The sequence below is a fragment of the Variovorax gossypii genome (assembly GCF_003965815.1).
GTDB classification, from domain to species: Bacteria; Pseudomonadota; Gammaproteobacteria; order Burkholderiales; family Burkholderiaceae_C; genus Variovorax; species Variovorax gossypii.
In genome coordinates this window covers 247,065-270,897 of the sequence record NZ_RXOE01000001.1, presented here as the reverse complement: position 1 = coordinate 270,897, position 23,833 = coordinate 247,065, and the positions used below count along the sequence as shown (strand labels likewise).

22 protein-coding genes and 3 tRNA genes are annotated in these 23,833 nt (G+C 67.1%); 12 read left to right on the top strand and 13 right to left on the bottom strand.

The window, feature by feature from the left end; genetic code table 11:
- The first annotated feature begins 62 nt into the window (after positions 1-62).
- Positions 63-147, top strand: a tRNA-Leu gene (locus EJP69_RS01245).
- A 209-nt stretch (positions 148-356) separates the two neighbouring features.
- A tRNA-Leu gene (locus EJP69_RS01240) sits at positions 357-441 on the top strand.
- An 81-nt stretch (positions 442-522) separates the two neighbouring features.
- Here the strand turns inward: EJP69_RS01240 and rimO are convergent.
- The 6 genes from rimO to EJP69_RS01210 form a co-directional block, all read right to left on the bottom strand.
- Positions 523-1,929 (bottom strand): 30S ribosomal protein S12 methylthiotransferase RimO, encoded by a 1,407-nt coding sequence (gene rimO, locus EJP69_RS01235; RefSeq protein ID WP_126468469.1) that lies wholly within the window; start codon positions 1,927-1,929, stop codon positions 523-525.
- Between the two features lie 78 nt (positions 1,930-2,007).
- Entirely contained in the window at positions 2,008-2,568 is a 561-nt protein-coding gene (gene phaR, locus EJP69_RS01230) for a polyhydroxyalkanoate synthesis repressor PhaR (RefSeq protein WP_093202373.1), read from the bottom strand.
- A gap of 74 nt (positions 2,569-2,642) precedes the next feature.
- Complete coding sequence (locus tag EJP69_RS01225; RefSeq protein WP_240651998.1) at positions 2,643-2,954, bottom strand: hypothetical protein; 312 nt, start codon at positions 2,952-2,954, stop codon at positions 2,643-2,645.
- A 227-nt stretch (positions 2,955-3,181) separates the two neighbouring features.
- Positions 3,182-3,258, bottom strand: a tRNA-Val gene (locus tag EJP69_RS01220).
- Positions 3,259-3,306: 48 nt separating this feature from the next.
- Positions 3,307-5,496, bottom strand: coding sequence for a RelA/SpoT family protein (locus EJP69_RS01215; RefSeq protein WP_240652064.1), 2,190 nt, complete (start codon positions 5,494-5,496; stop codon positions 3,307-3,309).
- Between the two features lie 62 nt (positions 5,497-5,558).
- Positions 5,559-6,563 (bottom strand): alpha/beta fold hydrolase, encoded by a 1,005-nt coding sequence (locus EJP69_RS01210; protein ID WP_126468468.1) that lies wholly within the window; start codon positions 6,561-6,563, stop codon positions 5,559-5,561.
- A gap of 26 nt (positions 6,564-6,589) precedes the next feature.
- On the opposite strand from EJP69_RS01210, the gene EJP69_RS01205 reads away from it, so the two are divergent.
- On the top strand, positions 6,590-7,360 hold the full coding sequence (locus EJP69_RS01205; RefSeq protein ID WP_093306436.1) for a 3-hydroxybutyrate dehydrogenase: 771 nt from the start codon (positions 6,590-6,592) through the stop codon (positions 7,358-7,360).
- A gap of 27 nt (positions 7,361-7,387) precedes the next feature.
- Here the strand turns inward: EJP69_RS01205 and EJP69_RS01200 are convergent, their stop codons facing one another.
- Both EJP69_RS01200 and EJP69_RS01195 read right to left on the bottom strand, forming a co-directional pair.
- The gene (locus EJP69_RS01200; protein WP_126468467.1) at positions 7,388-8,098 is read right to left on the bottom strand and encodes an SIMPL domain-containing protein; all 711 of its coding nucleotides are present in this window, start codon (positions 8,096-8,098) and stop codon (positions 7,388-7,390) included.
- 76 nt (positions 8,099-8,174) lie between these two features.
- Complete coding sequence (locus tag EJP69_RS01195; RefSeq protein ID WP_093202384.1) at positions 8,175-8,534, bottom strand: hypothetical protein; 360 nt, start codon at positions 8,532-8,534, stop codon at positions 8,175-8,177.
- A gap of 172 nt (positions 8,535-8,706) precedes the next feature.
- Here EJP69_RS01195 and ompR point away from each other — a divergent pair, with 172 nt between their 5' ends.
- Both ompR and EJP69_RS01185 read left to right on the top strand, forming a co-directional pair.
- Positions 8,707-9,438, top strand: coding sequence for an osmolarity response regulator transcription factor OmpR (ompR, locus tag EJP69_RS01190; RefSeq protein WP_007837017.1), 732 nt, complete (start codon positions 8,707-8,709; stop codon positions 9,436-9,438).
- Between the two features lie 74 nt (positions 9,439-9,512).
- Positions 9,513-10,937 (top strand): sensor histidine kinase, encoded by a 1,425-nt coding sequence (locus EJP69_RS01185; RefSeq protein ID WP_093202386.1) that lies wholly within the window; start codon positions 9,513-9,515, stop codon positions 10,935-10,937.
- An 18-nt stretch (positions 10,938-10,955) separates the two neighbouring features.
- Here the strand turns inward: EJP69_RS01185 and ispF are convergent, their stop codons facing one another.
- Entirely contained in the window at positions 10,956-11,444 is a 489-nt protein-coding gene (gene ispF / locus EJP69_RS01180; RefSeq protein ID WP_093202389.1) for a 2-C-methyl-D-erythritol 2,4-cyclodiphosphate synthase, read from the bottom strand.
- The gene (ispD, locus tag EJP69_RS01175; RefSeq protein WP_126468466.1) at positions 11,441-12,163 is read right to left on the bottom strand and encodes a 2-C-methyl-D-erythritol 4-phosphate cytidylyltransferase; all 723 of its coding nucleotides are present in this window, start codon (positions 12,161-12,163) and stop codon (positions 11,441-11,443) included. Before ispD ends, ispF begins: the two co-directional genes overlap by 4 nt.
- A 118-nt stretch (positions 12,164-12,281) precedes the next feature.
- Here ispD and mfd point away from each other — a divergent pair, with 118 nt between their 5' ends.
- From mfd to EJP69_RS01160, 3 genes are read left to right on the top strand one after another with little or no spacing between them, the layout of a single operon-like run.
- Complete coding sequence (gene mfd / locus EJP69_RS01170; RefSeq protein WP_126468465.1) at positions 12,282-15,770, top strand: transcription-repair coupling factor; 3,489 nt, start codon at positions 12,282-12,284, stop codon at positions 15,768-15,770.
- On the top strand, positions 15,767-16,477 hold the full coding sequence (gene serB, locus EJP69_RS01165) for a phosphoserine phosphatase SerB (protein ID WP_093202396.1): 711 nt from the start codon (positions 15,767-15,769) through the stop codon (positions 16,475-16,477). The genes mfd and serB overlap by 4 nt, the downstream gene beginning before the upstream one ends.
- On the top strand, positions 16,474-17,538 hold the full coding sequence (locus EJP69_RS01160) for an Ldh family oxidoreductase (RefSeq protein ID WP_126468464.1): 1,065 nt from the start codon (positions 16,474-16,476) through the stop codon (positions 17,536-17,538). The genes serB and EJP69_RS01160 overlap by 4 nt, the downstream gene beginning before the upstream one ends.
- Positions 17,539-17,545: 7 nt before the next feature.
- Here the strand turns inward: EJP69_RS01160 and EJP69_RS01155 are convergent, their stop codons facing one another.
- The gene (locus EJP69_RS01155; protein WP_093202400.1) at positions 17,546-17,869 is read right to left on the bottom strand and encodes a DUF6172 family protein; all 324 of its coding nucleotides are present in this window, start codon (positions 17,867-17,869) and stop codon (positions 17,546-17,548) included.
- 90 nt (positions 17,870-17,959) lie between these two features.
- Here EJP69_RS01155 and EJP69_RS01150 point away from each other — a divergent pair, with 90 nt between their 5' ends.
- The gene (locus EJP69_RS01150) at positions 17,960-18,982 is read left to right on the top strand and encodes a histone deacetylase family protein (protein ID WP_126468463.1); all 1,023 of its coding nucleotides are present in this window, start codon (positions 17,960-17,962) and stop codon (positions 18,980-18,982) included.
- A 67-nt stretch (positions 18,983-19,049) separates the two neighbouring features.
- Positions 19,050-19,277, top strand: coding sequence for a hypothetical protein (locus EJP69_RS01145; protein WP_093202405.1), 228 nt, complete (start codon positions 19,050-19,052; stop codon positions 19,275-19,277).
- A 13-nt stretch (positions 19,278-19,290) separates the two neighbouring features.
- Here EJP69_RS01145 and EJP69_RS01140 read toward each other — a convergent pair whose 3' ends face one another.
- Positions 19,291-20,478 (bottom strand): aminotransferase-like domain-containing protein, encoded by a 1,188-nt coding sequence (locus tag EJP69_RS01140; protein ID WP_126468462.1) that lies wholly within the window; start codon positions 20,476-20,478, stop codon positions 19,291-19,293.
- 122 nt (positions 20,479-20,600) lie between these two features.
- Here EJP69_RS01140 and nth point away from each other — a divergent pair, with 122 nt between their 5' ends.
- Positions 20,601-21,248: an endonuclease III gene (gene nth, locus EJP69_RS01135; protein WP_126468461.1), complete on the top strand. Its 648-nt coding sequence runs from the start codon at positions 20,601-20,603 to the stop codon at positions 21,246-21,248.
- Between the two features lie 26 nt (positions 21,249-21,274).
- Entirely contained in the window at positions 21,275-22,123 is an 849-nt protein-coding gene (locus tag EJP69_RS01130) for an Ivy family c-type lysozyme inhibitor (protein WP_126468460.1), read from the top strand.
- 56 nt (positions 22,124-22,179) lie between these two features.
- On the opposite strand, the gene EJP69_RS01125 is transcribed toward EJP69_RS01130, so the two are convergent.
- Positions 22,180-23,742 carry a methyl-accepting chemotaxis protein gene (locus EJP69_RS01125; RefSeq protein ID WP_126468459.1) on the bottom strand — a complete coding sequence of 521 codons (1,563 nt, stop codon included), beginning with the start codon at positions 23,740-23,742 and terminating at the stop codon, positions 22,180-22,182.
- Positions 23,743-23,833: the final 91 nt, after the last annotated feature.

Sequence of the window (23,833 nt, the reverse complement as noted above, 5' to 3'; positions counted from 1 at the left end):
TTTTTGATATGATCTCCTTCTTTCCTGAAATTCAAAACGCAGTTGCTTCTGCAACTACGTGGGCCCAGATGGCGGAATTGGTAGACGCACTAGTTTCAGGTACTAGCGAGTAACATCGTGGAGGTTCGAGTCCTCTTCTGGGCACCAAGTTTAAACAGACCTTTACCGGGTCAATCGATTCAAGCCACCGGTCTCCGGTGGCTTTTTTCATTGCCGATCGAATCCGCATCGAACGGCCGGCGCAACCGGACAGGCAAGAGCCGGACCAGTGCCAAATTTTTTCTGCGCGGCCCGTTTTTTTCAGGCCATCGCGACAAATTGTGTATACTCGCAGTCTTTGCTGAAAAGCAGAAACTGCCCAGATGGCGGAATTGGTAGACGCACTAGTTTCAGGTACTAGCGAGTAACATCGTGGAGGTTCGAGTCCTCTTCTGGGCACCAGATCCGAATTGACCCCCGCCAGGTCATCCGAAAGAAGCCACCGGTCTCCGGTGGCTTTTTTCTTGCTCATCCGGATCTGCATCAAATGGGCAGTGCGATCAGGTCGTGGCCCTCGGCACCCACGATGCGCGCGCGGGTGAACTCACCCACCTTCAGCGTCTTGCTGATCTTCTCGGGCGGCAGCAACCGGACCGTTCCGTCGATTTCCGGTGCATCGGCATACGTGCGCCCCACCCCGCCCTTGCGGCCCATGCCAGGCGCCGAGTCGACCAGCACCTGCATCGTCGAGCCGATGCGCCTTTGCAGCTTGGCGATCGACACGGCCTCGGCCACCTCCATGAAACGCGCACGGCGCGCCTCGCGCTCGGCCTCGGGCAGCATGCCCGGAATGTCGTTCGCCGTGGCGCCTTCGACCGGGCTGTACGCAAAGCAACCGGCACGATCGATCTCAGCCTCGCGGATGAAGTCGAGCAGATGCTCGAACTCCTGCTCCGTCTCGCCGGGGAAGCCCGCGATGAAGGTGCTGCGGATCACGAGCTCCGGGCACACCTCGCGCCAACGCGCCAGCCGCTCCAGGTTCTTCTCGCCGCTAGCCGGGCGCTTCATGCGCTTCAGCACATCGGGATGACTGTGCTGCAAGGGCACGTCGAGGTACGGCAGCACCTGTCCGCTCGCCATCAGCGGAATGATCTCGTCGACGCTCGGGTACGGGTACACATAGTGCAGGCGAACCCAGGCACCGTACGGCTCGGCGATTTCACCCAGCGTGCGCACCAGTTCGAGCATGCGGGTCTTGACCGGCTTGCCATCCCAGAACCCGGTGCGGTACTTCACGTCGACGCCATAGGCCGAGGTGTCCTGGCTGATCACCAACAGCTCCTTCACGCCGCCTTCGAACAAGGCCTTGGCCTCGCTCAGCACATCGCCCACGGGCCGCGACACGAGGTCGCCGCGCATCGAGGGAATGATGCAGAAGGTGCAGCGATGGTTGCAGCCCTCGCTGATCTTCAGGTACGCGTAGTGCCGTGGCGTCAGCTTGAGCCCCGCGACACCGAAGGTGTTCGGCACCAGGTCGATGAATGGGTCGTGCGGCTTCGGCAGGTTGGCATGCACCGCATCCATCACCTCCTGCGTGGCGTGCGGACCGGTGACGGCAAGCACGCTCGGATGCATCTGGCGCACCAGATTGCCGCCCTGGTCGCCGGTCTTGGCACCCAGGCAGCCGGTGACGATCACGCGGCCGTTCTCGGCGAGCGCTTCGCCGATGGTGTCGAGGCTTTCCTTCACGGCATCGTCGATGAAGCCGCAGGTGTTGACGATCACCAAGTCGGCGCCTTCGAAAGTCTTGGCGGTTTGATAGCCCTCAGCACTCAACTGGGTCAGGATCAATTCGGAATCGGTAAGGGCCTTGGGGCAGCCCAGGCTCACGAATCCGACCTTGGGGGCGGTCGGCGTGGCCGTACGTTCGGGGGAGGCAACTTCGCTCATATGCCTCTATTGTCCCAGCTATCGGTGACGGCGGGGCATCGACCGGTCAGTCTGCGCTTCCGGTCGCCTGCACGTCGATCAGGAGCGCTTGATGCCAAAGGCCCCCAGCACCTGTTCGGTATTCTTCTGCATCTGCTCCTGCATCTGCAGAAAGACATTCTTCGATTGCTCGACATAGCTGCCCATCAGCCCCTGCAGCATCGGCGACTGCATGGTCATGAAGCGAGCCCACATCTCGGGCGTCAGGCCTTCGGCCTTTTCGGCAAGCTGCGCCTGCACCTCGGTCATGGCCTGGATGTTCTTCTCGAGATACGGGCCCATGTAACCCTGCATCGCCTGACCGTAGAAACGAATGATGTTGGCCAGCACCTGCTCGGTGAACATCGGCGCGCCGCCCGCCTCTTCCTCAAGAATGATCTGCAGCAGGATGCTGCGCGTGAGGTCGTCGCCGGTCTTGGCATCACGCACCACGAACTGGGCATTCTGGATGACCAGCTGCTTCACCTCGGTCAGCGTGATGTACGTGGATGTCTCGGTGTCGTAGAGCCTTCTGTTCGGGTACTTCTTGATCACACGCTGCACCGGTTTCGCCCCGGACTTCTTGCTCTGCACTGCGGACTCCTTCACATGGACGCCCATGTCATCGGATGATTCTAGGGAGCGGTTTTGCTGCGTCGCGACAAGGTTTACCCTGACCGGCTGCGGCACTTTCTTCAATCCGCCGACGTCGCGTACTCCGCGCCGCATGCATGACAACCAGCAACCTCGGGTCGCTCTTCGTCTGCCTCGCGAAACCGCAGCGGGGTTTTCTGCCCGTAGACGACCCAGCATCGCGGGCAATGCTCTTGCCCGACCGTCGGCAGATAGGCACGGGCGCGCTGTTCGGCACGCTCCTCGGTCAGGGGCATGCCCTGGCGTTGGGCGCGCGCCACTTCACGCGCTGCCATGGTGTCGGTGCGACCGCTTTCGTAGTCATTGATGCCGTACACAGCACGCGCAAACTCGATGGGAGCCTGCTTGAGCAATGCTGTCAGCCGCTTGTCGGCATGAGCCCGATCAACGAAGGTTGATCGCGTATTTATCGGATCGCTTATCAAGAAAAATGGAATGTAGTTGCAGAGTGACCAAGGTAGCACAAGAACATGCCAAGGGTCTTTGTCTGCATCACCACAAGGGACGATATGTGCACCGGGGAACCCGGTGCATGCTCTGTTCGACTGAACCGGTGGTTGGCCGGGGCTGAAACAGAAATTGGTAGGCGCGATTGGACTCGAACCAACGACCCCCACCATGTCAAGGTGGTGCTCTAACCAGCTGAGCTACGCGCCTAAGGATGTGTCCGAGAAGCAGTTATTGTAGCAGGAGAAATCGCGTTTTTCAGCGACGACGTGCAGATCGCACACCAATAACTGCAGTGACCAGTCCGAGGACCTGCGTGAGACGCGCGGCATCGGCGATTTCGACAGTGAACGTCATCCACGCAGTGCCCTTGATCGACTGCGTCTGCACGCCGATCACATTCATCTTCTCGCGCGCGAACACATCGGAGATATCGCGCAGCAGGCCCTGACGATCCGCTGCCTCGACAGCAACGTCTACCGCATACACAGGCGCATCGGCGCCCTTCTTCGCGGCACCCCACTCCACATCGATGACGCGCTCGCCATCTTTCGCGGCCATCATGCGGAAGTTGCTGCAGTCGCTGCGATGCACGCTCACACCGTGGCCCCGCGTGACGAAGCCACGAATGGCGTCAGGCGGTGCCGGCTTGCAGCACTTGGCGAGCTGCGTCATCAACGAAGACACGCCCACCACGAGCACACCGCCCTTGCCCGATTTCTCGCTGCCGCGCGCCTTCTTGATGAGCACGCCATCGTCAGGCCCGGGTGCGGGCTCCGGCGGCCGCAGCAAGGCTTCGATGTTGCGCAGGGAGAACTCGTCCTTGCCCACCACTTCGAACAGGTGGTCCGCCGATTTGAAGCCCAGCTGCGAAGCCAGGTCCTCGAGCCGCACCGCAGTCTTGCCCTCGCGCTGCAGCAGCTTCTCGACCGCCTCGCGTCCGCGCGCCACTGTCTCGTGCGTGATCTGCGCGTTGAACCATGCTCGCACCTTCGCGCGCGCACGATGGCTGGCCAGATAACCAAGCTCCGCATTGAGCCAGTCGCGCGAAGGCCCGCCCTCCTTGGCCGCAATGATCTCCACCGTCTGTCCGTTCGACAGCGGCGTGTTCAGCGGCACCATCGCGCCATCGACACGCGCTCCGCGGCAGCGATGGCCTAGTGTGGTGTGCACCGTGTAGGCGAAGTCCACGGGCGTCGCGCCCTGCGGCAGCTCGACGATGGCGGCATCGGGCGTCAGTACATAGATGCGGTCGTCGAACAGGCCCTGCCCCTGCAGGCCACCAGAGAGATCACGCTCCCACGCCAGCAACTGCCGCAGCACGGCGATCTTCGCGTCGTACTCGCCGCTGGCCCACACGCCCGCGTAGCCCTTGTGACCTGCTTCCTTGTAGGCCCAGTGAGCGGCCACGCCATGCTCGGCGTGGTCATGCATTTCTTCAGTGCGGATCTGGATCTCGATGGGCTTGCCCGCCTTGCCGTCCACCAGCTCGCGCACCACCGTGTGCAGCGACTGGTAGCCATTGGGCTTGGGCCGCGCGATGTAGTCGTCGAACTCCTCGTCGATGGGCTGGAAGTGCGAATGCACCCAAGCCAGCGCCGCGTAGCAATCCTTGACGTCGGGCACCACCACGCGCAGCGCGAGGATGTCGAAGACCTGAGCGAAGTCGAGCGACTTGCCGCGCATCTTCTTCACGATGCTGTAGATGTTCTTCGGCCGCCCCTGCACCACGGCCTTGACGCCTTCGGCCTGCAGCTCACGCTCGAGCTGCGAGCGCAGCTGCTCGACATGCCCTTCGCGCTCGATGCGCTTCTCGTCGAGCAGGCGCGCGATCAGCTTGTAGGTCTCGGGCTCGAGGAAGCGGAACGAGAGATCCTCGATCTCCCACTTCACCTGCCAGATGCCCAGGCGGTTGGCCAGCGGCGCGAACACCTGCAGCGACTCGCGCGCCACGCCCTCGGGCGCCGGCCGCTTGCTCGCTGCCGCATGCCTCAGCGTCTGCAGGCGCGAAGCCAGCCGCAACATCACCACGCGCAGGTCGCGCGAAAACGCGAGCAGCATCTTGCGCACGTTCTCGGTCTGCGCGCCGGCACCTTCTCCGTGATGCCCCTGCGAGGCCGACCGCGCCTGTTCCTGCACTCGAACCAGCTTGGTCGTCTCTACCGCCAGCGCCGCGAAGTTGTCGCCGAACACCTTGGCGATCACTTCCTGCGGGCGATTCAGGTGCTGGCACGAATAGACCAGGTAGCTCGCGGCCTGCATGGCCTCGGAGCCGCCCATCTTCGCGACGATGCCAGCCACCGCGTCGGCATGCGCGAGCGTGTTCTCGCCGGTGTCGAGCTTCTCGTCGGCGATCAGGGGCTCGGCGAAGGCGCGAGCGCGCGCCAGCATGTTCTCCATCACCGGCGTGCGCTCGGCAGTGGCCGCGGACAGCGGATAGTCGACCATGACCGCGTCGGACGCGGATGCCGTCTGGAGACTCGAAGAATCGCGCTTCACGCTTCGCTCGCTCAATCGCTCGATGGGTCGAAAAGGAAGTTGGTGACGGCGGCGATCTGTGCGGGGTCGACGAAGGTCGGCGCATGGCCCACGCCCTCGAACTCGACCAGGGTTGCATGCGGGCCGCGCTGCGTCATGGCCAGGGCCGTTTCGCGCGACAGCAGATCCGACTCGGCGCCGCGCGTGAGCAGCGTGCGCGCCGTGATGGCGTCGTACAGGCTCCACATGATCGCACCGCCCTGCGCCGCGGCCTCGGGCGTGATGGCGCGAAGCGCAACGCCGATGGCCGGGTCGTAGTGAAGCAGCCAGCGCCCGTCTTCGCCACCGCTCGCCTCGACCTTCGCCGAGCCGTCGGCCGTGCGCTGCGAGGCGGGCACCACCATGTGCCGCGACAACTCCAGCCACTGGGCCGGCGTGTGGGGACCGAAGGTGGTCGACAGCGCCCACATGGCATCGGCCGCCGCCTGCTCGCTCTCGAAGCTGCCGTTCTTGCCGACATAGGCGCCGATGCGCTGCAACGCGACCGGCTCGATCGTCGGGCCGACGTCGTTCGCCACGAAGCGACGGATGGAACGGGCCAGCGGCAGCTCCTTGTGCCCGGCGAGCACGAAGCCGATCAGCCCGCCCATGCTTGTGCCGAGGTAGTCGAGCGTGTCGATGGGCTGCTCGCGATGCAGCTGCGCAATCAGCGCAACCATGTCGGCCGCGTACACCGGCACCTGATATAGGGAAGGGTCGCGCAACCAGTCGCTGCGCCCTCGGCCCGCCACATCGGGGCAGACCACGCGCACGTCGCCGCCGGCGCGCGCCACGATGGCCTGCGCCAGCAGGTCGAAATCGCGGCCCTGCCGGGTGAGACCGTGCACGCAGACAACGACGTGTGCGCTGCGCGCGTCGCCCCATTGCCAATAGGCCATGCGGTGGCCGCCCTGGGCGTCATCGCACGCCACGTAATGAAGCGTCGGCTCGGTCATGGAAACAATCTTGTTCTGGTGCTGATAATTGTCTCGTCGCATCCTAATTCATCCGGAGATTGATCTTCATGCTCAAAGGCAAAACCGCGCTTGTCACGGGGTCCACCAGTGGCATCGGCCTCGCTGTCGCCAAGTCCCTCGCCCAACAGGGTGCAAACATCGTGCTCAACGGCTTCGGCGATGCCTCGGCCCCCAGGGCCGAGGTCGAAGCACTCGGCGTTCGCGCCGAATACCACGGCGCCGACATGAGCAAGCCGGAACAGATCGAGGACATGATGAAGTTCGCCGCGTCGAAGTTCGGCCGCGTCGACATCCTCGTGAACAACGCCGGCATCCAGCACGTGGCCAAGGTGGAAGATTTCCCCACCGAACGTTGGGACGCCATCATCGCGATCAACCTCAGCAGCGCCTTCCACACTACGCGCCTGGCGATCCCCGCGATGCGCGAGGCGAACTGGGGCCGGGTCATCAACATCGCATCGGCGCACGGCCTCGTGGCTTCGGCGCAGAAGTCGGCCTACGTGGCGGCCAAGCATGGCGTCGTGGGCCTGACCAAGGCCGTGGCGCTCGAAACCGCGACCACCGGCGTCACCGTCAATGCCATCTGCCCCGGCTGGGTGCTGACCGCACTGGTGCAGAAGCAGATCGACGACCGCGCGGCGCGGGAAGGCATCACGGCCGCGCAGGCACAGAACGACCTGCTGGGCGAAAAGCAGCCTTCGCTGCAGTTCACCACCGTCGAGCAACTGGGCGGCCTGGCCGTCTTCCTGTGCTCGCCGGCTGCCGACCAGGTCCGGGGCGTTGCCTGGGCCATGGACGGCGGCTGGACTGCCCAGTAATGGGTAGCCCCGCGGTACGCGTTTCCCTTATTTGAGCTGCACCGAGCCCGACACGCTCACCGTCACGCTGGTCTTGCCGGCCTCGACCGGCACGGCCGAATCGGCCGACGAGAACGACTTGGCCTGCACCGCCATCATGCGCGGGCGGATCGGGCCGTTGTCGCTCGCGTTCACCGACACCTCGCGCAGCGTGTAGCCGCTGAAGCCGAAGCCCTTGGCAAGCTCGTCGGCCTTCTGCTTGAAGTTCTGGATGGCGATGGTCTGCGCCTCGGTCTCGGTCTTGGCACGCTGTTCGCGGCTCAGGCCGAAGCCGACGTTGCCCACGCTGAGCGTGGTGATGCGCCCTGCCGTCTGGGTGATTCGCGGGAAGTCGCGGCCTTCGAGCACCAGCTCGGTCGAGCCCTGCCAGCCGTTGATCTTGCCGTCCTTGGTGTAGCGCGGCGACAGGCTGAAGTTGCCGGTGCGCACGTCGAGCTGGCCCGCCTGGGCATTCTTCTTCGCTTCGGCCAGCGCGGCGTCGAGCGCGGCCTTCAGCTGCGTCTGCACGGTGGCAGCGTCGGTCGCGTCGCGGGTGGTCACGAGCGTCATGCTCAGCATGTCCTGCTGGACTTCGACCGCACCCGATGCGGTGAGCTGCAGCACGTTCTGGGGAGCCGGCGTGACGACGTTCTGGGCCAGGGCAGTGCCGGCCGTGGCCAGGGCGGCACAGGCCGCGAACAGTTTGATTTTCTTCTTCATGGCAAGGTTCTCCCGATTGATATGAAAGACAGACAGGCCTGCCCCGAGAAGGCAGGCCGGCGCTTCGCGCGCTGTCTCAGCGGCGTTCGCTGCGCGGCGCGACAGGCAGCTGGCGGGCCGCGGCCGGTGGCACCGGCACGATCCGCTCGGCCGGCTGCGATTCTGCCGAATTGAGCAAAGCACCCGCGGCGGGCGGGGTCCATTGGCCGCGAACCTGCTGACGCAGCTCGAACAGCTCGGCGGGAGTGAGGCGCCGTCCGGCAATGGCCTCTCCGCGGCGGACTTCCTCGCGTTGCGCGGCCCTGTGGGCGGCAACGGCGTCCCTGACTTCATTGCGCCGGACCTCGCCCACCCTGAACAGATCGCCAGACACCGCCAGCGAAGGACCGCAGGCGAATACGAGGAAGAACGGCAGCGCGAATGTAGGACGTCTCATTGATTGGAAGTCGGCAGGAAGCGCGACTTTGCCATCACCTCGCTAACGTCGGATGACCAGACCGCGAACGTCCGCAAGTTTTGTAACTTAGTGTCAAACCATAAGTAAATCCGGCTCAACGAACCCTCAACGCCTTCAGAATCGGCCCTGTTACAAATTCAACGTTGTAGAAATGACTCAAGTTCCCGCTCGCACCGACAAGATCGTGATCGTCGACGACGACGCCCGCATCCGCGACCTGCTGCGCCGCTACCTGACGCAGGAAGGCTTCGAAGTGATCGTGGCCGAGGACGGCAAGGCGCTCAACCGCATCCTGTTGCGCGACACGGTCGACCTGATCGTGCTCGACCTGATGATGCCCGGCGAGGACGGCCTCTCCGTCTGCCGCCGCCTGCGTGCCGCCAACGACCGCACGCCGATCATCATGCTCACCGCCAAGGGCGAGGACGTTGACCGCATCGTCGGCCTCGAGGTCGGCGCCGACGACTACCTCGGCAAGCCCTTCAACCCGCGCGAACTGCTGGCCCGCGTCCACGCGGTGCTGCGCCGCCGCCCGCCGCTCGAGGCGCCGGGTGCTCCCTCCACCGAGAACGAGACCGTCACCTTCGGCCCGTTCGCCTTCGACCTCGGCTCCCGCACCCTGAAGAAGGACGGCGAAGAACTCTCGCTGACCACCGGCGAGTTCGCCATGCTGAAGGCGCTGGTGCGCCATCCGCGCCAGCCGCTGTCGCGCGAAAAGCTCGCCCAGCTGGCGCGCGGCCGCGAGTTCGAGCCCTTCGACCGCAGCCTGGACGTGCAGATCTCGCGCCTGCGCAAGCTCGTCGAATCCGATGCCGCTGCGCCCCGCTACATCCAGACCGTCTGGGGCGTGGGCTACGTGTTCGTGCCGGACGGCACGGCCTGATACCACGTTGACAGGTGGCCGTCGGCCAAACCACCGGACCAGGCGCTGCCCAGGAGGACGGTGCGCAGGTCACGATGCCGAGCCCGCTCGAAGCGAGCGCGCAACGTGACCGCCGCCCCGGCCTCAAGCTGGGCTTCAGCCTTTTCTGGCGCACCTTCTTTCTGCTCGCACTGCTGCTGATCGGCTGTACGGTCGCCTGGCTGCAGACTTTCCGCTCGCTCGAATACGAGCCGCGCGCCATCCAGACGGCGCACCAGATCGCCTCGCTCGTGAACCTCACGCGCGCGGCGCTAGTGTATTCCGACGCCATCACCCGGGTGTCGCTGATCAAGACGCTGGCCGACCAGGAGGGCGTGCGCATCCTGCCGCGCGAGCCCAACGACCGCTTCCAGCCCTACACCAGCGGCGCGCTCGACCTGCGCGTGACCGAGGAGCTGATCGACCAGCTCGGCGAAGGCACCACGGTTGCAAGCCGCGTGAACGACGAGGCCGGCCTGTGGATCGGCTTCACCATCGAGAGCGACACCTACTGGCTGCTGCTCGACCCCACGCGCTTCAGCCGCGTGGGCGGACGCACCTGGCTGGTGTGGCTCAGCACCGCCATGGCTCTGTCGCTGGCCGGCGCGGCGCTGATCACGCGGCTCATCAACCTGCCTCTCAAGCAGCTGTCGCGCGCGACCATGCAGGTGCGCGAGGGCGAGTACGAGGCGCACCGGCTCGACGAGCGCGCCCGCACCAACGAGATCCGCGCAGTCAACATCGGCTTCAACCGCATGGCAGACCAGCTCGCCAAGATCGAGCAGGACCGCGCCATCATGCTGGCCGGCATCTCGCACGACCTGCGAACGCCGCTGGCCCGGCTGCGGCTGGAAACCGAGATGAGCGTGGCCGACGAGGACGCGCGCGACCACATGGCCGCCGACATCGCCCAGCTCGACGCGATCATCGACAAGTTCCTCGACTACGCCCGGCCCGACCACGTCGACCCCAAGCCGGTGCTGCTGCGCGACGTGGTCGATGCCTGCACCTATGCCGTGCAGGACTACGAGGAGATGAACATCAAGGTCGAGGTGCCGCCCGACCTGCGCGTGATGGGCGACGAGGTCGAGCTCACGCGCGTCATCTCCAACCTGGTCGAGAACGCGCGGCGCTACGGCAAGACGCCCTCCACCGGCGTTGCAGACGTGACGATCCAGGCGCAGGCCAACAACGACGCGGTGCTCATCAAGGTGCGCGACCACGGCGCCGGCGTCGAGCCCGCCCTGCTCGCGCAGCTGACCAAGCCCTTCTTCCGCGGCGACGCGGCCCGCACCTCGGCCGCCGGCGCGGGGTTGGGGCTGTCGATCGTGGCGAAGAACATCGAGCGCATGGGCGGCACCTTCGCGCTGACGAGCACGCCGGGCCGCGGCCTGGCGGCGCACATCCGCATGCCGCGCGCGATGCCGCCCGGCATCAAGCCCGGCGAACCGCAGGGCAGCGGCGCCAAGAAGCCGGCCTGAGCGCCGGCAGCGTCTTTCTTATCTGTGGAGCAGAACGGCCGCGCGGGCCTCCATCGCGCGGCCCTCGCCCACCGGGCCCAGCTTCTCGGCCGTCTTGGCCTTCACGTTCACCTGCTCCAGCGTCACGCCCAGCGTGTCGGCGATGCGCTGGCACATCAGCGGGATGTGCGGCGCGAGCTTGGGCGCCTGCGCGATCACGGTGCTGTCGACGTTGCCGATCTCCCAGCCGGCCGCGCGCACCCTGCGCGCCGCCTCGGCCAGCAGCACCGCCGAATCGGCGCCGCGAAACTGCGGATCGGTGTCCGGAAAGTGCCGGCCGATGTCGCCGAGCCCCGCGCCGCCCAGCAGCGCGTCGGTGATGGCGTGCAGCAGCACGTCGGCATCCGAATGCCCCAGCAGGCCGGTGGTGTGCGGCACCTCGACGCCGCCCAGGATCAGCTTGCGCCCCGCCACCAGCTGGTGGACGTCCCAGCCCTCGCCGATGCGGATGTTGAATGCGCCTGTCATGCCAGCCCCTTCCTGCGGCCCAGCAGCACCGCTTCGGCCAGCGCGAAGTCTTCGGGAAAGGTCACCTTGAAGTTCTGCGCGCTGCCCGGCACCAGCAACGGCGACAGGCCGACGGCCTCGATCGCGCTGGCCTCGTCGGTCACGGCGTCTCCGGTGCGCTCCAGCGCGTCGAGCAGCATGCCGATGCGGAACATCTGCGGCGTCTGGGCCAGCCACTTGTCGGCGCGCGACAGGGTCTGGGCCACGCGGCTCTCGGCGGTGGACGACTTCAACGTGTCCGCCAGCCGCTGCGCCAGCAGGCCGCCGACGGCGTCGTGCTCGCAGGCGGCGATCAGCGCCTCGATCTGGCTGGAGGTGACGAGGCAGCGCGCCGCGTCGTGCACCAGCACCCAGTCGTGCGCGCCGGCGCCCTTCTGCCGCAACGCCACCAGGCCGTTGCGCACCGTGGCCGCACGGGTCACGCCGCCCACGCGCAGCAGGTATTCGTTCTCCGAGGGAAAGCGCGGCAGCACCGCATCCACGTCCCGGTCGTCCGGCGACACCACCAGCGCCAGCCCGGCGAAGCGCCCCGCCAGTGCGCGGAAGGCCTCCAGGGTGTGGGCCACCATCGGCAGGCCGGCCAGACGCCGGTACTGCTTGGGCTGCGTGGACTGCGCATGCCCCGCGCGGTGGCCGGAGCCGGCGCACGGGATCAGCACGAAAAGTCGGGAAGAGGACATGGGCCCTGCGGTCGGCTGCGGCCGACAAGCGGATAAAGGGCCGCCATTCTAGAATTGCCCGCTACGCACACCCCTCGCCAGCCGGCGCGGGGTGTTGTGCATTTCCATCAAGCGTTCCATGGACCTCCCCCACCTCACGGCGGGCAAGCGATTCACGCTGCCGCGTCCCCCGTTGTCGGCCGATGCACTGCTGCTGGCGCAGCTGGCCATGCGCGAGAAAGCCGCCGGGCGCGCCACCGCGATGTTCACAGCCGACGCCAACGACGCCCAGCGCCTGATCGACGAGATCGCCTTCTTCGCCCCCGAGCTGCGCTGCGCCCTGTTCCCCGACTGGGAGACGCTGCCCTACGACAGCTTCTCGCCCCACCAGGACCTGATCAGCGAGCGCCTGGCCACCCTCTGGCGCATCAGCCAGAAGGAGGCCGACGTGGTGCTGGTGCCCGCCACCACCGCGCTCTACCGGCTGGCGCCGCCGTCCTTCCTGGCCGGCTACACCTTCCAGTTCAAGGCAAAGCAGAAGCTGGAGGAATCGAAGCTCAAGGCCCAGCTCACTCTCGCCGGCTACACCCACGTGACGCAGGTGGTGAGCCCCGGCGAATACGCGGTGCGCGGCGGACTGATCGACCTGTTCCCCATGGGCTCGCCGGTGCCCTTCCGCGTCGACCTGTTCGACGACGAGATCGACACCATCCGCACCTTCGACCCCGACACCCAGCGCAGCCTCTACCCCGTGCCCGAGGTGCGGCTGCTGCCCGGCCGCGAATTCCCCATGGACGACGAGGCGCGCGGGCGCTTCCGCAGCCGCTGGCGCGAGCTGCTCGAGGGCGACCCGACCAAGAGCCGCATCTACAAGGACATGGGCAACGGCGTGGCCACCGCCGGCATCGAGTACTACCTGCCGCTGTTCTTCGACGAGACGGCCACGGTGTTCGACTACCTGGGCGCCGACGCCACCGTGGTGCTGCACGGCGACCTCGAACCAGCCTTCCAGCATTTCTGGCAGGACACGAACGAGCGCTACCGGCTGGTGCGCGGCGACCCCGAGCGCCCCGCCCTGCCGCCCGAAGCGTTGTTCCTGAACGCCGAGCAGTTCTACCAGCGCGCCAAGCCCCATGCGCAGCTTGCCATCCGCGGCGGCGGCGACGTCCCCACCGAGGCGCCCTACGCCGAGTTCGACAGGCTGCCCCCCTTTGCCGTGGTGCGCGGCGCCGAGGATCCGCTGGTCGGACTGAAGGCGCACATCGCCAGGACGCCGCACCGCGTGCTGCTGATCGCCGAGAGCGACGGCCGCCGCGAGAGCCTGCTCGACTTCCTGCGCGCCAGCGGCGTGAACCCGCCCGCCTTCGACTCGCTGGCCGAGTTCGAGACTTCCGGCGACGAGAAGATCGGCATCGCCACCGCCGCGCTGGCCTCGGGCTTCGCGTGGCGCGAGCAGGCCATCGACTTCGTCACCGAGACCGAGCTGTTCGCCGCCGCGCCCACCACGCGCCGGCGCAACAAGAAGCAGGAGCAGGTCAGCGACGTCGAGGCGCTCATCAAGGACCTCTCGGAGCTCAACGTGGGCGACCCGGTAGTCCACAGCGCGCACGGCATCGGCCGCTACCGCGGCCTGATTCACATGGACCTGGGCCAGGGCAACGGCCCCGACGGCAAGCCGCTGCTGCAGGAAATGCTGCACCTGGAGTACGCCGACAAGGCCACGCTCTACGTGCCCGTGAGCCAGCTGCACCAGGTCAGCCGCTACACCGGCGTCAGCGCCGACGAGGCCCCGCTGCACAAGCTGGGCTCGGGCCAATGGGAAAAGGCCAAGCGCAAGGCAGCCGAACAGGTGCGCGACTCGGCCGCCGAGCTGCTCAACATCTACGCCCGCCGGGCGGCCCGCGAGGGCCATGCCTTCCGCTATTCGCCGGCCGACTACGAGTTGTTCGCCAACGACTTCGGCTTCCAGGAAACGGCCGACCAGAAGGCCGCGATCCACGCCGTGGTGCAGGACATGATCTCGCCCCAGCCCATGGACCGCCTCGTATGCGGCGACGTGGGCTTCGGCAAGACCGAGGTGGCGCTACGCGCGGCCTTCATCGCCGTCACCGGCGGCAAGCAGGTGGCGTTTCTTGCGCCCACCACGCTGCTGGCCGAGCAGCACTACCAGACGCTGGTGGACCGCTTCGCCAAGTGGCCGGTGAAGGTGGCCGAGATGAGCCGCTTCCGCTCGGCCAAGGAAGTGACGGCCGCCGCCAAGGGGCTGGCCGACGGGCAGGTCGACATCGTGGTCGGCACGCACAAGCTGCTCTCGCAGTCGGTCAAGTTCAAGAACCTGGGCCTGCTCATCATCGACGAGGAGCACCGCTTCGGCGTGCGCCACAAGGAGGCGATGAAGGCCATGCGCGCCGAGGTCGACGTGCTCACCCTCACCGCCACACCGATCCCGCGCACGCTGGGCATGGCGCTCGAAGGCCTGCGCGACCTGAGCGTGATCGCCACCGCGCCGCAGCGGCGCCTGGCCATCAAGACCTTCGTGCGCAACGAAGGCACCGGCGTGATCCGCGAGGCCGTGCTGCGCGAGTTGAAGCGCGGCGGGCAGGTCTACTTCCTGCACAACGAGGTCGAGACCATCGAGAACCGCCGCCAGAAGCTGGAAGAAATACTGCCCGAAGCCCGCATCGCCGTGGCCCACGGCCAGATGCCCGAGCGCGAACTGGAGCGCGTGATGCGCGACTTCGTGGCGCAGCGCTACAACCTGCTGCTGTGCTCGACCATCATCGAGACCGGCATCGACGTGCCGACCGCCAACACCATCGTGATGAGCCGCGCCGACAAGTTCGGCCTGGCGCAGCTGCACCAGCTGCGCGGCCGCGTCGGCCGTTCGCACCACCAGGCGTATGCCTACCTCATGGTGCCCGACACCGAGGGCCTGACCAAGCAGGCAGCCCAGCGGCTGGACGCCATCCAGCAGATGGAAGAACTCGGTTCCGGCTTCTACCTCGCCATGCACGACCTGGAGATCCGCGGCACCGGCGAGGTGCTGGGCGAGAACCAGAGCGGCAACATGATGGAGATCGGCTTCCAGCTCTACAACGAGATGTTGAGCGAGGCGGTGCGCGCGCTCAAGGCCGGGCAGGAGCCCGACCTGTTGTCGCCGCTGTCGGTCACGACCGAGATCAACCTGCACGCCCCTGCCCTGCTGCCTGACGACTATTGCGGCGACGTGCACCTGCGGCTGTCGTTCTACAAGAAGCTGGCGACGGCGAAGACGCCCGACCAGATCGACACGCTGCTGGAGGAAATCGTCGACCGCTTCGGCAAGCTGCCGCCGCAGGCGCAGACGCTGATCGACACCCACCGCCTGCGCGTGCTCGCGCGGCCCTACGGCGTGGTGAAGGTCGACGCGGCGCCGGGCATCATCAACATCACGTTCAAGAAGGATCCGCCGGTCGACGGCATGGCCATCATCCAGTTGATCCAGAAGAACAGGCACATCAAGCTCGCCGGCAACGAGAAGCTGCGCATCGAGCGCGAACTGAAAGAACCCAAGGACCGGGCCCAGATGGTGCGCGACGTGCTGCGCAGCCTGGGCCAGCCCACCGTCAAGGAAACCGCCACCGCATGAGCGCTACTGAAATCTCCCCCGGCCTCGTCATCCAGCGCGTGAAGCCGCCGCTGAAGCTCGCCGACTTCAGGCTGATCGCGTTCGACATGGACTCGACGCTGATCAACATCGAATGCATCGACGAGATCGCCGATGCCGTCGGCAAGAAGGCCGAGGTGGCAGCCATCACCGAAGCCACCATGCGCGGCGAGATCAAGGACTTCAAGGAAAGCCTGCGCCGCCGCGTGGCGCTGCTGAAAGGCGTGCCGGTCGAGGCGCTGCAGCAGGTGTACGACCAGCGCCTGAAGCTCAACCCCGGCGCGAGCGAACTGGTGGCCGCGTGCAAGGCGGCCGGCCTCAAGGTGCTGCTGGTGTCGGGCGGCTTCACCTTCTTCGCCAACCGCGTGAAGGACCGCCTGGGCATCGACTTCGCGCGCTCCAACCTGCTCGACGAGGCCGACGGCAAGCTCACCGGCGAGGTCGTCACGCAGAGCTGGGGCGACATCTGCGACGGCGCCGAGAAGCGCCGCACGCTGCTCGAGGTGGCCTCGCTGATGGGCATCTCGCCGCAGGAGACCATCGCCGTGGGCGACGGCGCCAACGACCTGCCGATGATGGGCGAGGCCGGCCTCTCGGTGGCCTATCACGCCAAGCCGAAGGTGCGCGAACAGGCCATGGTGGCCATCAACGAAGGCGGCCTCGACCGCGTGCTGGAAATACTGAAATGACCGACACCGCCCCGCTCTATCGCGCCGACGCGCTCAAGGACTACGCCAGCGCCCTGCTGCAGAAGGCCGGGCTCGCCCCGTCGAAGGCCGACAGCGTGGCCCGCACGCTGGTCGAAGGCGACCTGCTGGGCCACGACACGCACGGCCTCGCGCTGCTGGCGGGGTACGTCAAGGAACTGGAATCCGGCGGCATGACGCGCGACGGCGCCCCCGAGGTGCTGTCCGACCGCCCCGCCGCCGTGCTGTGGGACGGCAAGCGCCTGCCCGGCCCCTGGCTCATGGACCAGGGCATGGACCTGCTCGTGCCGCGCGCCCGCGAACTGGGCACGGCCTCCCTGGTCATCCGCCGCAGCCACCACATCGCCTGCCTCGCCGTCTACATGCTGCGCGCGCTGCAGGAAGACATGCTCATGCTGCTGGCCTGCTCCGACCCCAACGCCGCCAGCGTCGCGCCCTTCGGCGGCACGCAGGCGGTGTTCACGCCGAACCCGCTGGCCATGGGTTTTCCGCTGTCGCAGGGCGGCGTGATGGTCGACATCTCGGCCTCCATCACCACCAACGGCATGAGCAACCGCAAGCGCGCGGCCGGCGAGACCTTCGCGGAGGAATGGCTGATCGACGCCGCCGGCAAGCCCACGAACGACCCGCAGGTGCTGTTCGACCAGCCGCCCGGCACGCTGCTGCCCGTGGGCGGGCTGAGCCACGGCCACAAGGGCTACGGCATGGCACTGCTGGTGGAAACGCTCACGGCCGGCCTCGCGGGCCACGGCCGAGCCGACGCGCCCGAGGGCTGGGGCGCGACGGTGCACATCACGCTGCACGACCTGAACGCCTTCGGCGGCAAGGAGGCCTTCCTGCGCCAGATGGACCATGTGGCGGCAAAGTGCCGCGGCAACGTGCCCATCGACCCGGCGAAGCCTGTGCGGCTGCCGGGCGAAGGCGGATTGAAGCGTCGGGAAGTTCAGTCGAACGACGGGGTGCGGCTGCACCCGTCGATCGCGCGCTCGCTGCAGGATGCGGAGCAGCGCCACGGCCTGCGGCTGGCGCAGGCGCTGGTCTGAGCGGGGGTCAGTCCTCGGCGTCGGGCGACGCCGCTGCCTCGCCGGCGGGGCGCGGCTTGCGCTTGCCGGGCCTGGCCAGGATCTCGATGTAGAACTGCTTGCCGGCCTCTTTCGCCACGCCGTCGATGAGGCCGGTGATGGCGGAAAGGTGAATGACTTCGGCCGATTCCTGCGATGCGCCGAACCTGCAGTCGAAGTCCCAGAAGTCGGCGCCTTCGGGCAATGCGCGCCGCCGTTCGCGCTTGATGTACTTGCGGATCTCGTGCTTGATGGCTTCGAGTAGACGGTCGGGGTGCTTGCCCTCGACCTGAAGCTGGAAGGTTTTTCTCATGGGTGATCGTAACCAATGTGGAATGGGCACCGAACTTGCTGGCTACCATGGCCGACGGGCCCATTCCGCGGCAGCCATGCCGAGTCATCCATGCAGACCTTCTTTCATCCGGAACAACTCTTGCACCATCCGCGCAGCTACCTGTCGCGCGGACAGATGCGCACCCCGCAGGAAGTCCCGGAGCGCGCGCTGCGGCTCGTGGAAGCCACACGATCGCTCGGCTTCGACCTGCGGACGCCGGCCGATGCCGGCATGGCGCCCATTGCAGCTGTGCACGGCGCCGACTACCTGCGCTTCCTCGAGGAAGCCCATGCCGAATGGAAGCAGATGCCGTCCGACTGGGGCGACGAGGTGATGTCCAACATCTTCGTGCGCGAGCCCAATCGCCTGCGCGGCATCCTCGCCAAGGCGGCGCGCTACCTGGCCGACGGCAGCTGCCCGGTGGGCGCAGAGACGTGGCGCTCGGCGTACTGGTCGGCCCAGAGCGCGGTGGCCGGCGCAGCGGCCATCAACGACGGAGCACGCGCGGCCTATGCGCTGTGCCGTCCTCCCGGCCACCATGCGCGCGTCGAGGCCGCCGGCGGCTTCTGCTACCTCAACAACGCCGCCATCGCCGCCCAGGCGCTGCGCGGGCGATTCGCCCGCGTGGCGGTGCTAGACACCGACATGCACCATGGCCAGGGCGTGCAGGAAATCTTCTACGGCCGCAGCGACGTGCTGTACGTGTCGATCCACGGCGACCCGACCAACTTCTATCCGGCGGTGGCCGGCTACGACGACGAGCGCGGTGCCGACGATGGCGAGGGTTTCAACCTCAACTTCCCGATGCCGCACGGCTCGCCGGAATCGGCCTTCTTCGACCGGCTCGACGACGCGACGCAGGCGCTGCAGCGCTTCGCGCCCGACGCGCTCGTGCTGGCGCTGGGTTTCGACATCTACAAGGACGATCCGCAATCGCAGGTTGCAGTGACGACCGAAGGCTTCGGCCGGCTGGGCAAGGCCATCGGCGCGCTTGACCTGCCGACCTTGATCGTCCAGGAAGGCGGCTATCACCTCGAGAGCCTGGAAGCCAACGCGCGCGCCTTCTTCGGGGGATTCGCGGCCGCCGCGTGACCGCCCTCGCGGCTATGGGTGCCGCGCTGTGTACAGTCGGTGCCTCGAACGAAAGCAGGTGAAAGACATGGCGCGCGCAAACGACTGGGCAAGCAAGGTGATGGCATTGATCAACGGCGGGAATCCCACCGCCGCCATCGCGCAGATCAAGGTCGCGCCCTCGGTCAAGGACCTGAAGGCGCTGCAGACCATCATGACGCTCTCGAAAATGAAAGGCCGCTATCCGAACGTGGATGCGGCCATTTCAGACAACCTGGACCTGCTTGCAGCGCCCAGGCTGCACCGGTCCCCCTGATCGACAGCGTCTTTTACAGCGCCTGCCCGAGGCGCTTCACGCCCTCTTCGATCTTCGCCACGTCGGCCGTCGCAAAGCTCAGGCGCAGCGTGGCGACGTCGGGCTTTTCCGCGAAGAACGGCGCGCCGGGCACGAAGGCCACGAGCTTCTCGATGGCGCGCTTGGCCAACTCGTTCGCATCGGCCAGCTTGCCGTTGGCGCCCGTGAGACGGGCCCAGAAGAACAGACCGCCGTTGGGCTGCGTGAAGCTCACGGCATCACCCAGTTCGCGCTTGAGCGCCGCGCCCATGGCCTGCGCGCGCTGGCCGTAGACCTCGCGAACATGCGCCAGCGTGCGGGGCATGCGGCCGCTCTTGAGGTACTGGGCGGCCGTGGCCTGCGCGAAGGTGCTGGTGTGCGCGTCGCTGAACTGCTTGCACATGGTGGCCTTGGCCAGCAGCTCGGGCGGGGCGATCATCCAGCCGATGCGCAGGCCGGGGCTCAGAACCTTGCTCAGGCTGCCGCAGTGCGCCAGCAGTTCGCGGCTGCCGGACACGTCCTTGCTCAGCGCCATGATCGAAGGCGGCGGCGCTTCGCCGAAGTAGAGGTCGCCGTACGGGTCGTCCTCGACGATCAGCGTCTGGTACTTCACGGCCAGCTCGAGCACCTTCTTGCGGCGCTCCAGGCTCAGCGTGGCGCCGCTGGGGTTGCCGAAGGTGGGAATCAGGTACACGAGCTTGGGCTTGTGCTCGGCGATGAGCTTCTCGAGCTCGTCGGTCTTCACGCCGTTGGCGTCGATGGGAGCGCTGATGAGCTGGGCGCCGTAGAGGCGGAAGCACTGGATGGTGGCCAGGAAGGTCGGGCCCTCGACGATCACCTTGTCGCCGGGCGAGATCATGGTCTTGCCCAGCAGGTCCAGCGCCTGCTGGCTGCCGGTGGTGACGATCAGGCCGTTGGACTCGACGTCGACGCCTTTTGTCTTCATGAAGGCGCTGAGCTGGGTGCGCAGCGGCTCGTAGCCTTCGGTCGCGCCGTACTGCAGGGCGCCGCCGGCTTCCTCCGTGAGTGCCTTCTGGCTCGCCTCCTTGAGGCCCTCGACGTCGAACATGGCGCTGTCGGGAAAGCCGCCCGCGAAGCTGATGATGCCGGGCTTGCCCAGCAGCTTGAAGAGTTCGCGGATGGCGGAGGTCTCGACGTTGTCGAGGCGGGAGGCGAATTGCATGGTCAGTCTCACTTTCTGGGTGGCATTGTCGCCAAAGCGCAGTCAATAAAGCTGCGTAAGGCTATCCGCTTTCGACGATATATTGCGCCTGCCGCCTTTGCCCGCTGCCGTTACGACGCCCCATGAAAAAAGACAACATCCCCCTCTTCTTCGCCACCCTGCAGGCGGCCAACCCCACGCCCGAGACCGAGCTGGAATACAGCACTCCCTTCGAGCTGCTGGCCGCCGTGCTGCTGTCGGCGCAGGCCACCGACGTGGGCGTGAACAAGGCCACCCGCAAGCTCTTTCCGGTGGCGAACACCCCGCAGGCCATCCTCGACCTGGGGGTCGAGGGGCTGGAGGAATACATCAAGACCATCGGCCTGTACCGCAGCAAGGCCAGGCACCTCGTCGAGGCCTGCCGCATGCTGGTGGAGCAGCACGGCGGCGAAGTGCCACGCACCCGCGCCGAGCTGGAAGCGCTGCCGGGCGTAGGCCGCAAGACGGCGAACGTGGTGCTCAACGTGGCCTTCGGCGAAGCGACCATCGCGGTCGACACGCACATCTTCCGCGTGGGCAACCGTACCGGCCTAGCGCCGGGCAAGACCCCGCTGGAAGTGGAACTGAAGCTCGAGAAACGCGTCCCTCTGGAGTACCGTCTTCATGCGCATCACTGGCTGATCCTGCACGGCCGCTACATCTGCGTGGCTCGCAAGCCGCGCTGCTGGGAATGCGCGGTGGCGACCTTCTGCTCCTACAAGCCCAAGACGCCCGCCCCGAAGACGGCCTGAGAGACAAAGACAGAACACGACAACGGATGACCAGAAGCAAGACCACATCGACGAACACCCGCACGCTGCTGGGCGCGGCCCTGCTGGCTGCGCTGCTCCCGGCCTCGGCCTGGTCGCAGCAGGGCGGCACGCAGTTTCCCAACAACGTCGAGCAGTACACGGGCCGCTGGTCCGCCAACTGCGCCGACAACTCGGCGCCCACGCTGCAGGTGCGCCAGGACACGCTGATCGCCGAGAGCGGCAAGCGCCGCGTGGTCGCCCGCGAGCCGCAGACGATCTACAGCCTCTTCGGCAACAGCCCGCCGCCCGCGGGCTTCGACGTGGCGCTCGTCGGCGAGTCGGGCAAGGCCGGCGCGCTGACCTTCCTCGTCTACCGCGGATCGCGCGGCCAGCACATCACGATCGATGCCGACAAGCCGGTTGCCGGCCAGCTCGGCCCCGAGATGATGAAGCTGCGCTACTGGCGCTGCAACGGCGCCGAGCGGGCGCTGCCCCCTCCCGCAGAACCGGCCGCCAAGGTGCCGCCCCCGCCCACCGGAAGCCCCGCCGCGCTGGCGCAGGGCCCCGCCATGCAGAAGGCCTGGCGCGCCGCGCTGGGCACGCGCGAGAACGAGCGCTGGCTGGTGCGCCGCGAAGGCCCGGCACCGGAGCCGCAATGGGTGACGATCGACGGCACGCGCTACCTGCTGCACGCCTTCTGCAAGCCGCACGACTGCTACGACAACAACGCGATCGCGCTCTACGACCAGGGCTCGGGCCGCATCTACGGCCTGGTGCAGCGCAACGGCGGCAACCGCCTGGTGGGCGCGCCTCCCTCGGCGCTCGCGCCCCAGCTCGACAAACTCTGGCGCGAGCAGTGGCGCAAGTCGAACTGAGCTGAGCCGGGCACGCCGCCGGCTCAGGGCCGGCTCAGGGCCGATACGAGGCCGGTTCAGGCCAGCTTGAACATGCGCACCGCGTGCACCAGCCCCGCGGCCTGATCGTTCATCGACTGCGCCGCGGCCGAGGCCTGCTCCACCAGCGCCGCGTTCTGCTGGGTGGCGCGGTCCATCTGCTTGATGGCGTCGTTGACCTGGCCGATGCCGCTCGCCTGCTCCTGGCTGGCCGCGGTGATCTCCGCCATGATGTCCGTCACCCGTCGCACGCTGCCAACGACCTCTTCCATGGTCTTGCCGGCCTCGTTGACCAGCGTGCTGCCCGCCTCCACCTCGTCCACCGAGTCGCCGATCAGCGTCTTGATTTCCTTGGCCGCCGCGGCCGAGCGCTGGGCCAGGCTGCGCACCTCCGAAGCGACCACCGCGAACCCCCGCCCCTGCTCGCCGGCGCGGGCCGCCTCCACCGCCGCGTTGAGCGCGAGGATGTTGGTCTGGAACGAGATGCCGTCGATCACGCCGATGATCTCCACCACCTTCCTCGACGAGGCGTTGATGGACGCCATCTTCTCCACCACCTGATCGACCACCGCGCCGCCGCGCGAAGCCACCTGCGAGGCCGAGTCGGCGAGCTGGTTGGCCAGCCGCGCGTTGTCGGCGTTCTGCCTGACGGTGCTGGTGAGCTCCTGCATGGCCGCCGCCGTCTGCTCGAGCGAGCTGGCCTGCGCCTCTGTGCGCGACGACAGGTCGCGGTTGCCCGAGGCGATCTGCCCCGATGCCGAGGCGATGGAATCGGTGCCGTCGCGCACCTGCCCCACCACCTTGGCGAGCTCGTCGTTCATCGAGCGCAGCGCGCGCATCAGCATGCCCGACTCCGACGCGTCGGCCACCTCGATGCGCGCCGTCAGGTCGCCGGAGGCCACCTGCTGCGCCACGTTCACGGCCTGCCCCAGCGGCCGCGTGATCGAGCGCGTCATGAGGAACGCCAGCAGCAGCCCGCCGGCCAGCGAGGCGCAGCTGATCCCCAGGATCATCCACTTGGCGCGCCAGTACGCGGACTGGGTCGACGCCGTGCCTTCGTCGGCGCTCTTCCTCAGCTGCGCCTGGAAGGCCGAGACATGCGCCAGCACCTGGTTGAGCAGCGGCATGCACTCCTGCGTCAGCACCTTGACGGCCGCGTCGGTCTGGCGCGACGTGGCGAGGGCGACGACGTTCCCGGCAATGGGCAGGTACTGGGCCTCGAGCGCGCGGAGCTTCTCGAGCATCCGGCGTTCCTCGGGGCTCGCGGCGGCCTGGTCGGCCATCACCGTCGCCAGGCCCTGCAGGCCCTTGTCGATCTCGCGCTGGGAGCTTCCCACCAGTTCGATGTCGCCTTTCTGCAAGGCCGGCTCCGTCACCAGCGCCAGGTTGCGCGCCGCGATGGCCCGCTTGCCGATGGCGGCCTGCACGTTGTTGAGCTCGTCGAGCTTGCGCGCCCCGATCTCGGTCGCGAAGGTGACCCGATCCGAGAGATTCGCCATCTCGTGCAGCCCGATGCCCGTGATGAGAAGCTGCAACAGCAGCAACAGCGCGAAACCCAGTCCGAGGCGGGCTCCGATCTTGAGATTCGAAAGACCGAACATGTGGCGTTCTCCAAATTGGTTGCGGGGGCTCCCCGTCGTCATCGGCCGGACCGCGGCGCGCCACCCCACCCTCGAAGGGTGGGGATGGGCA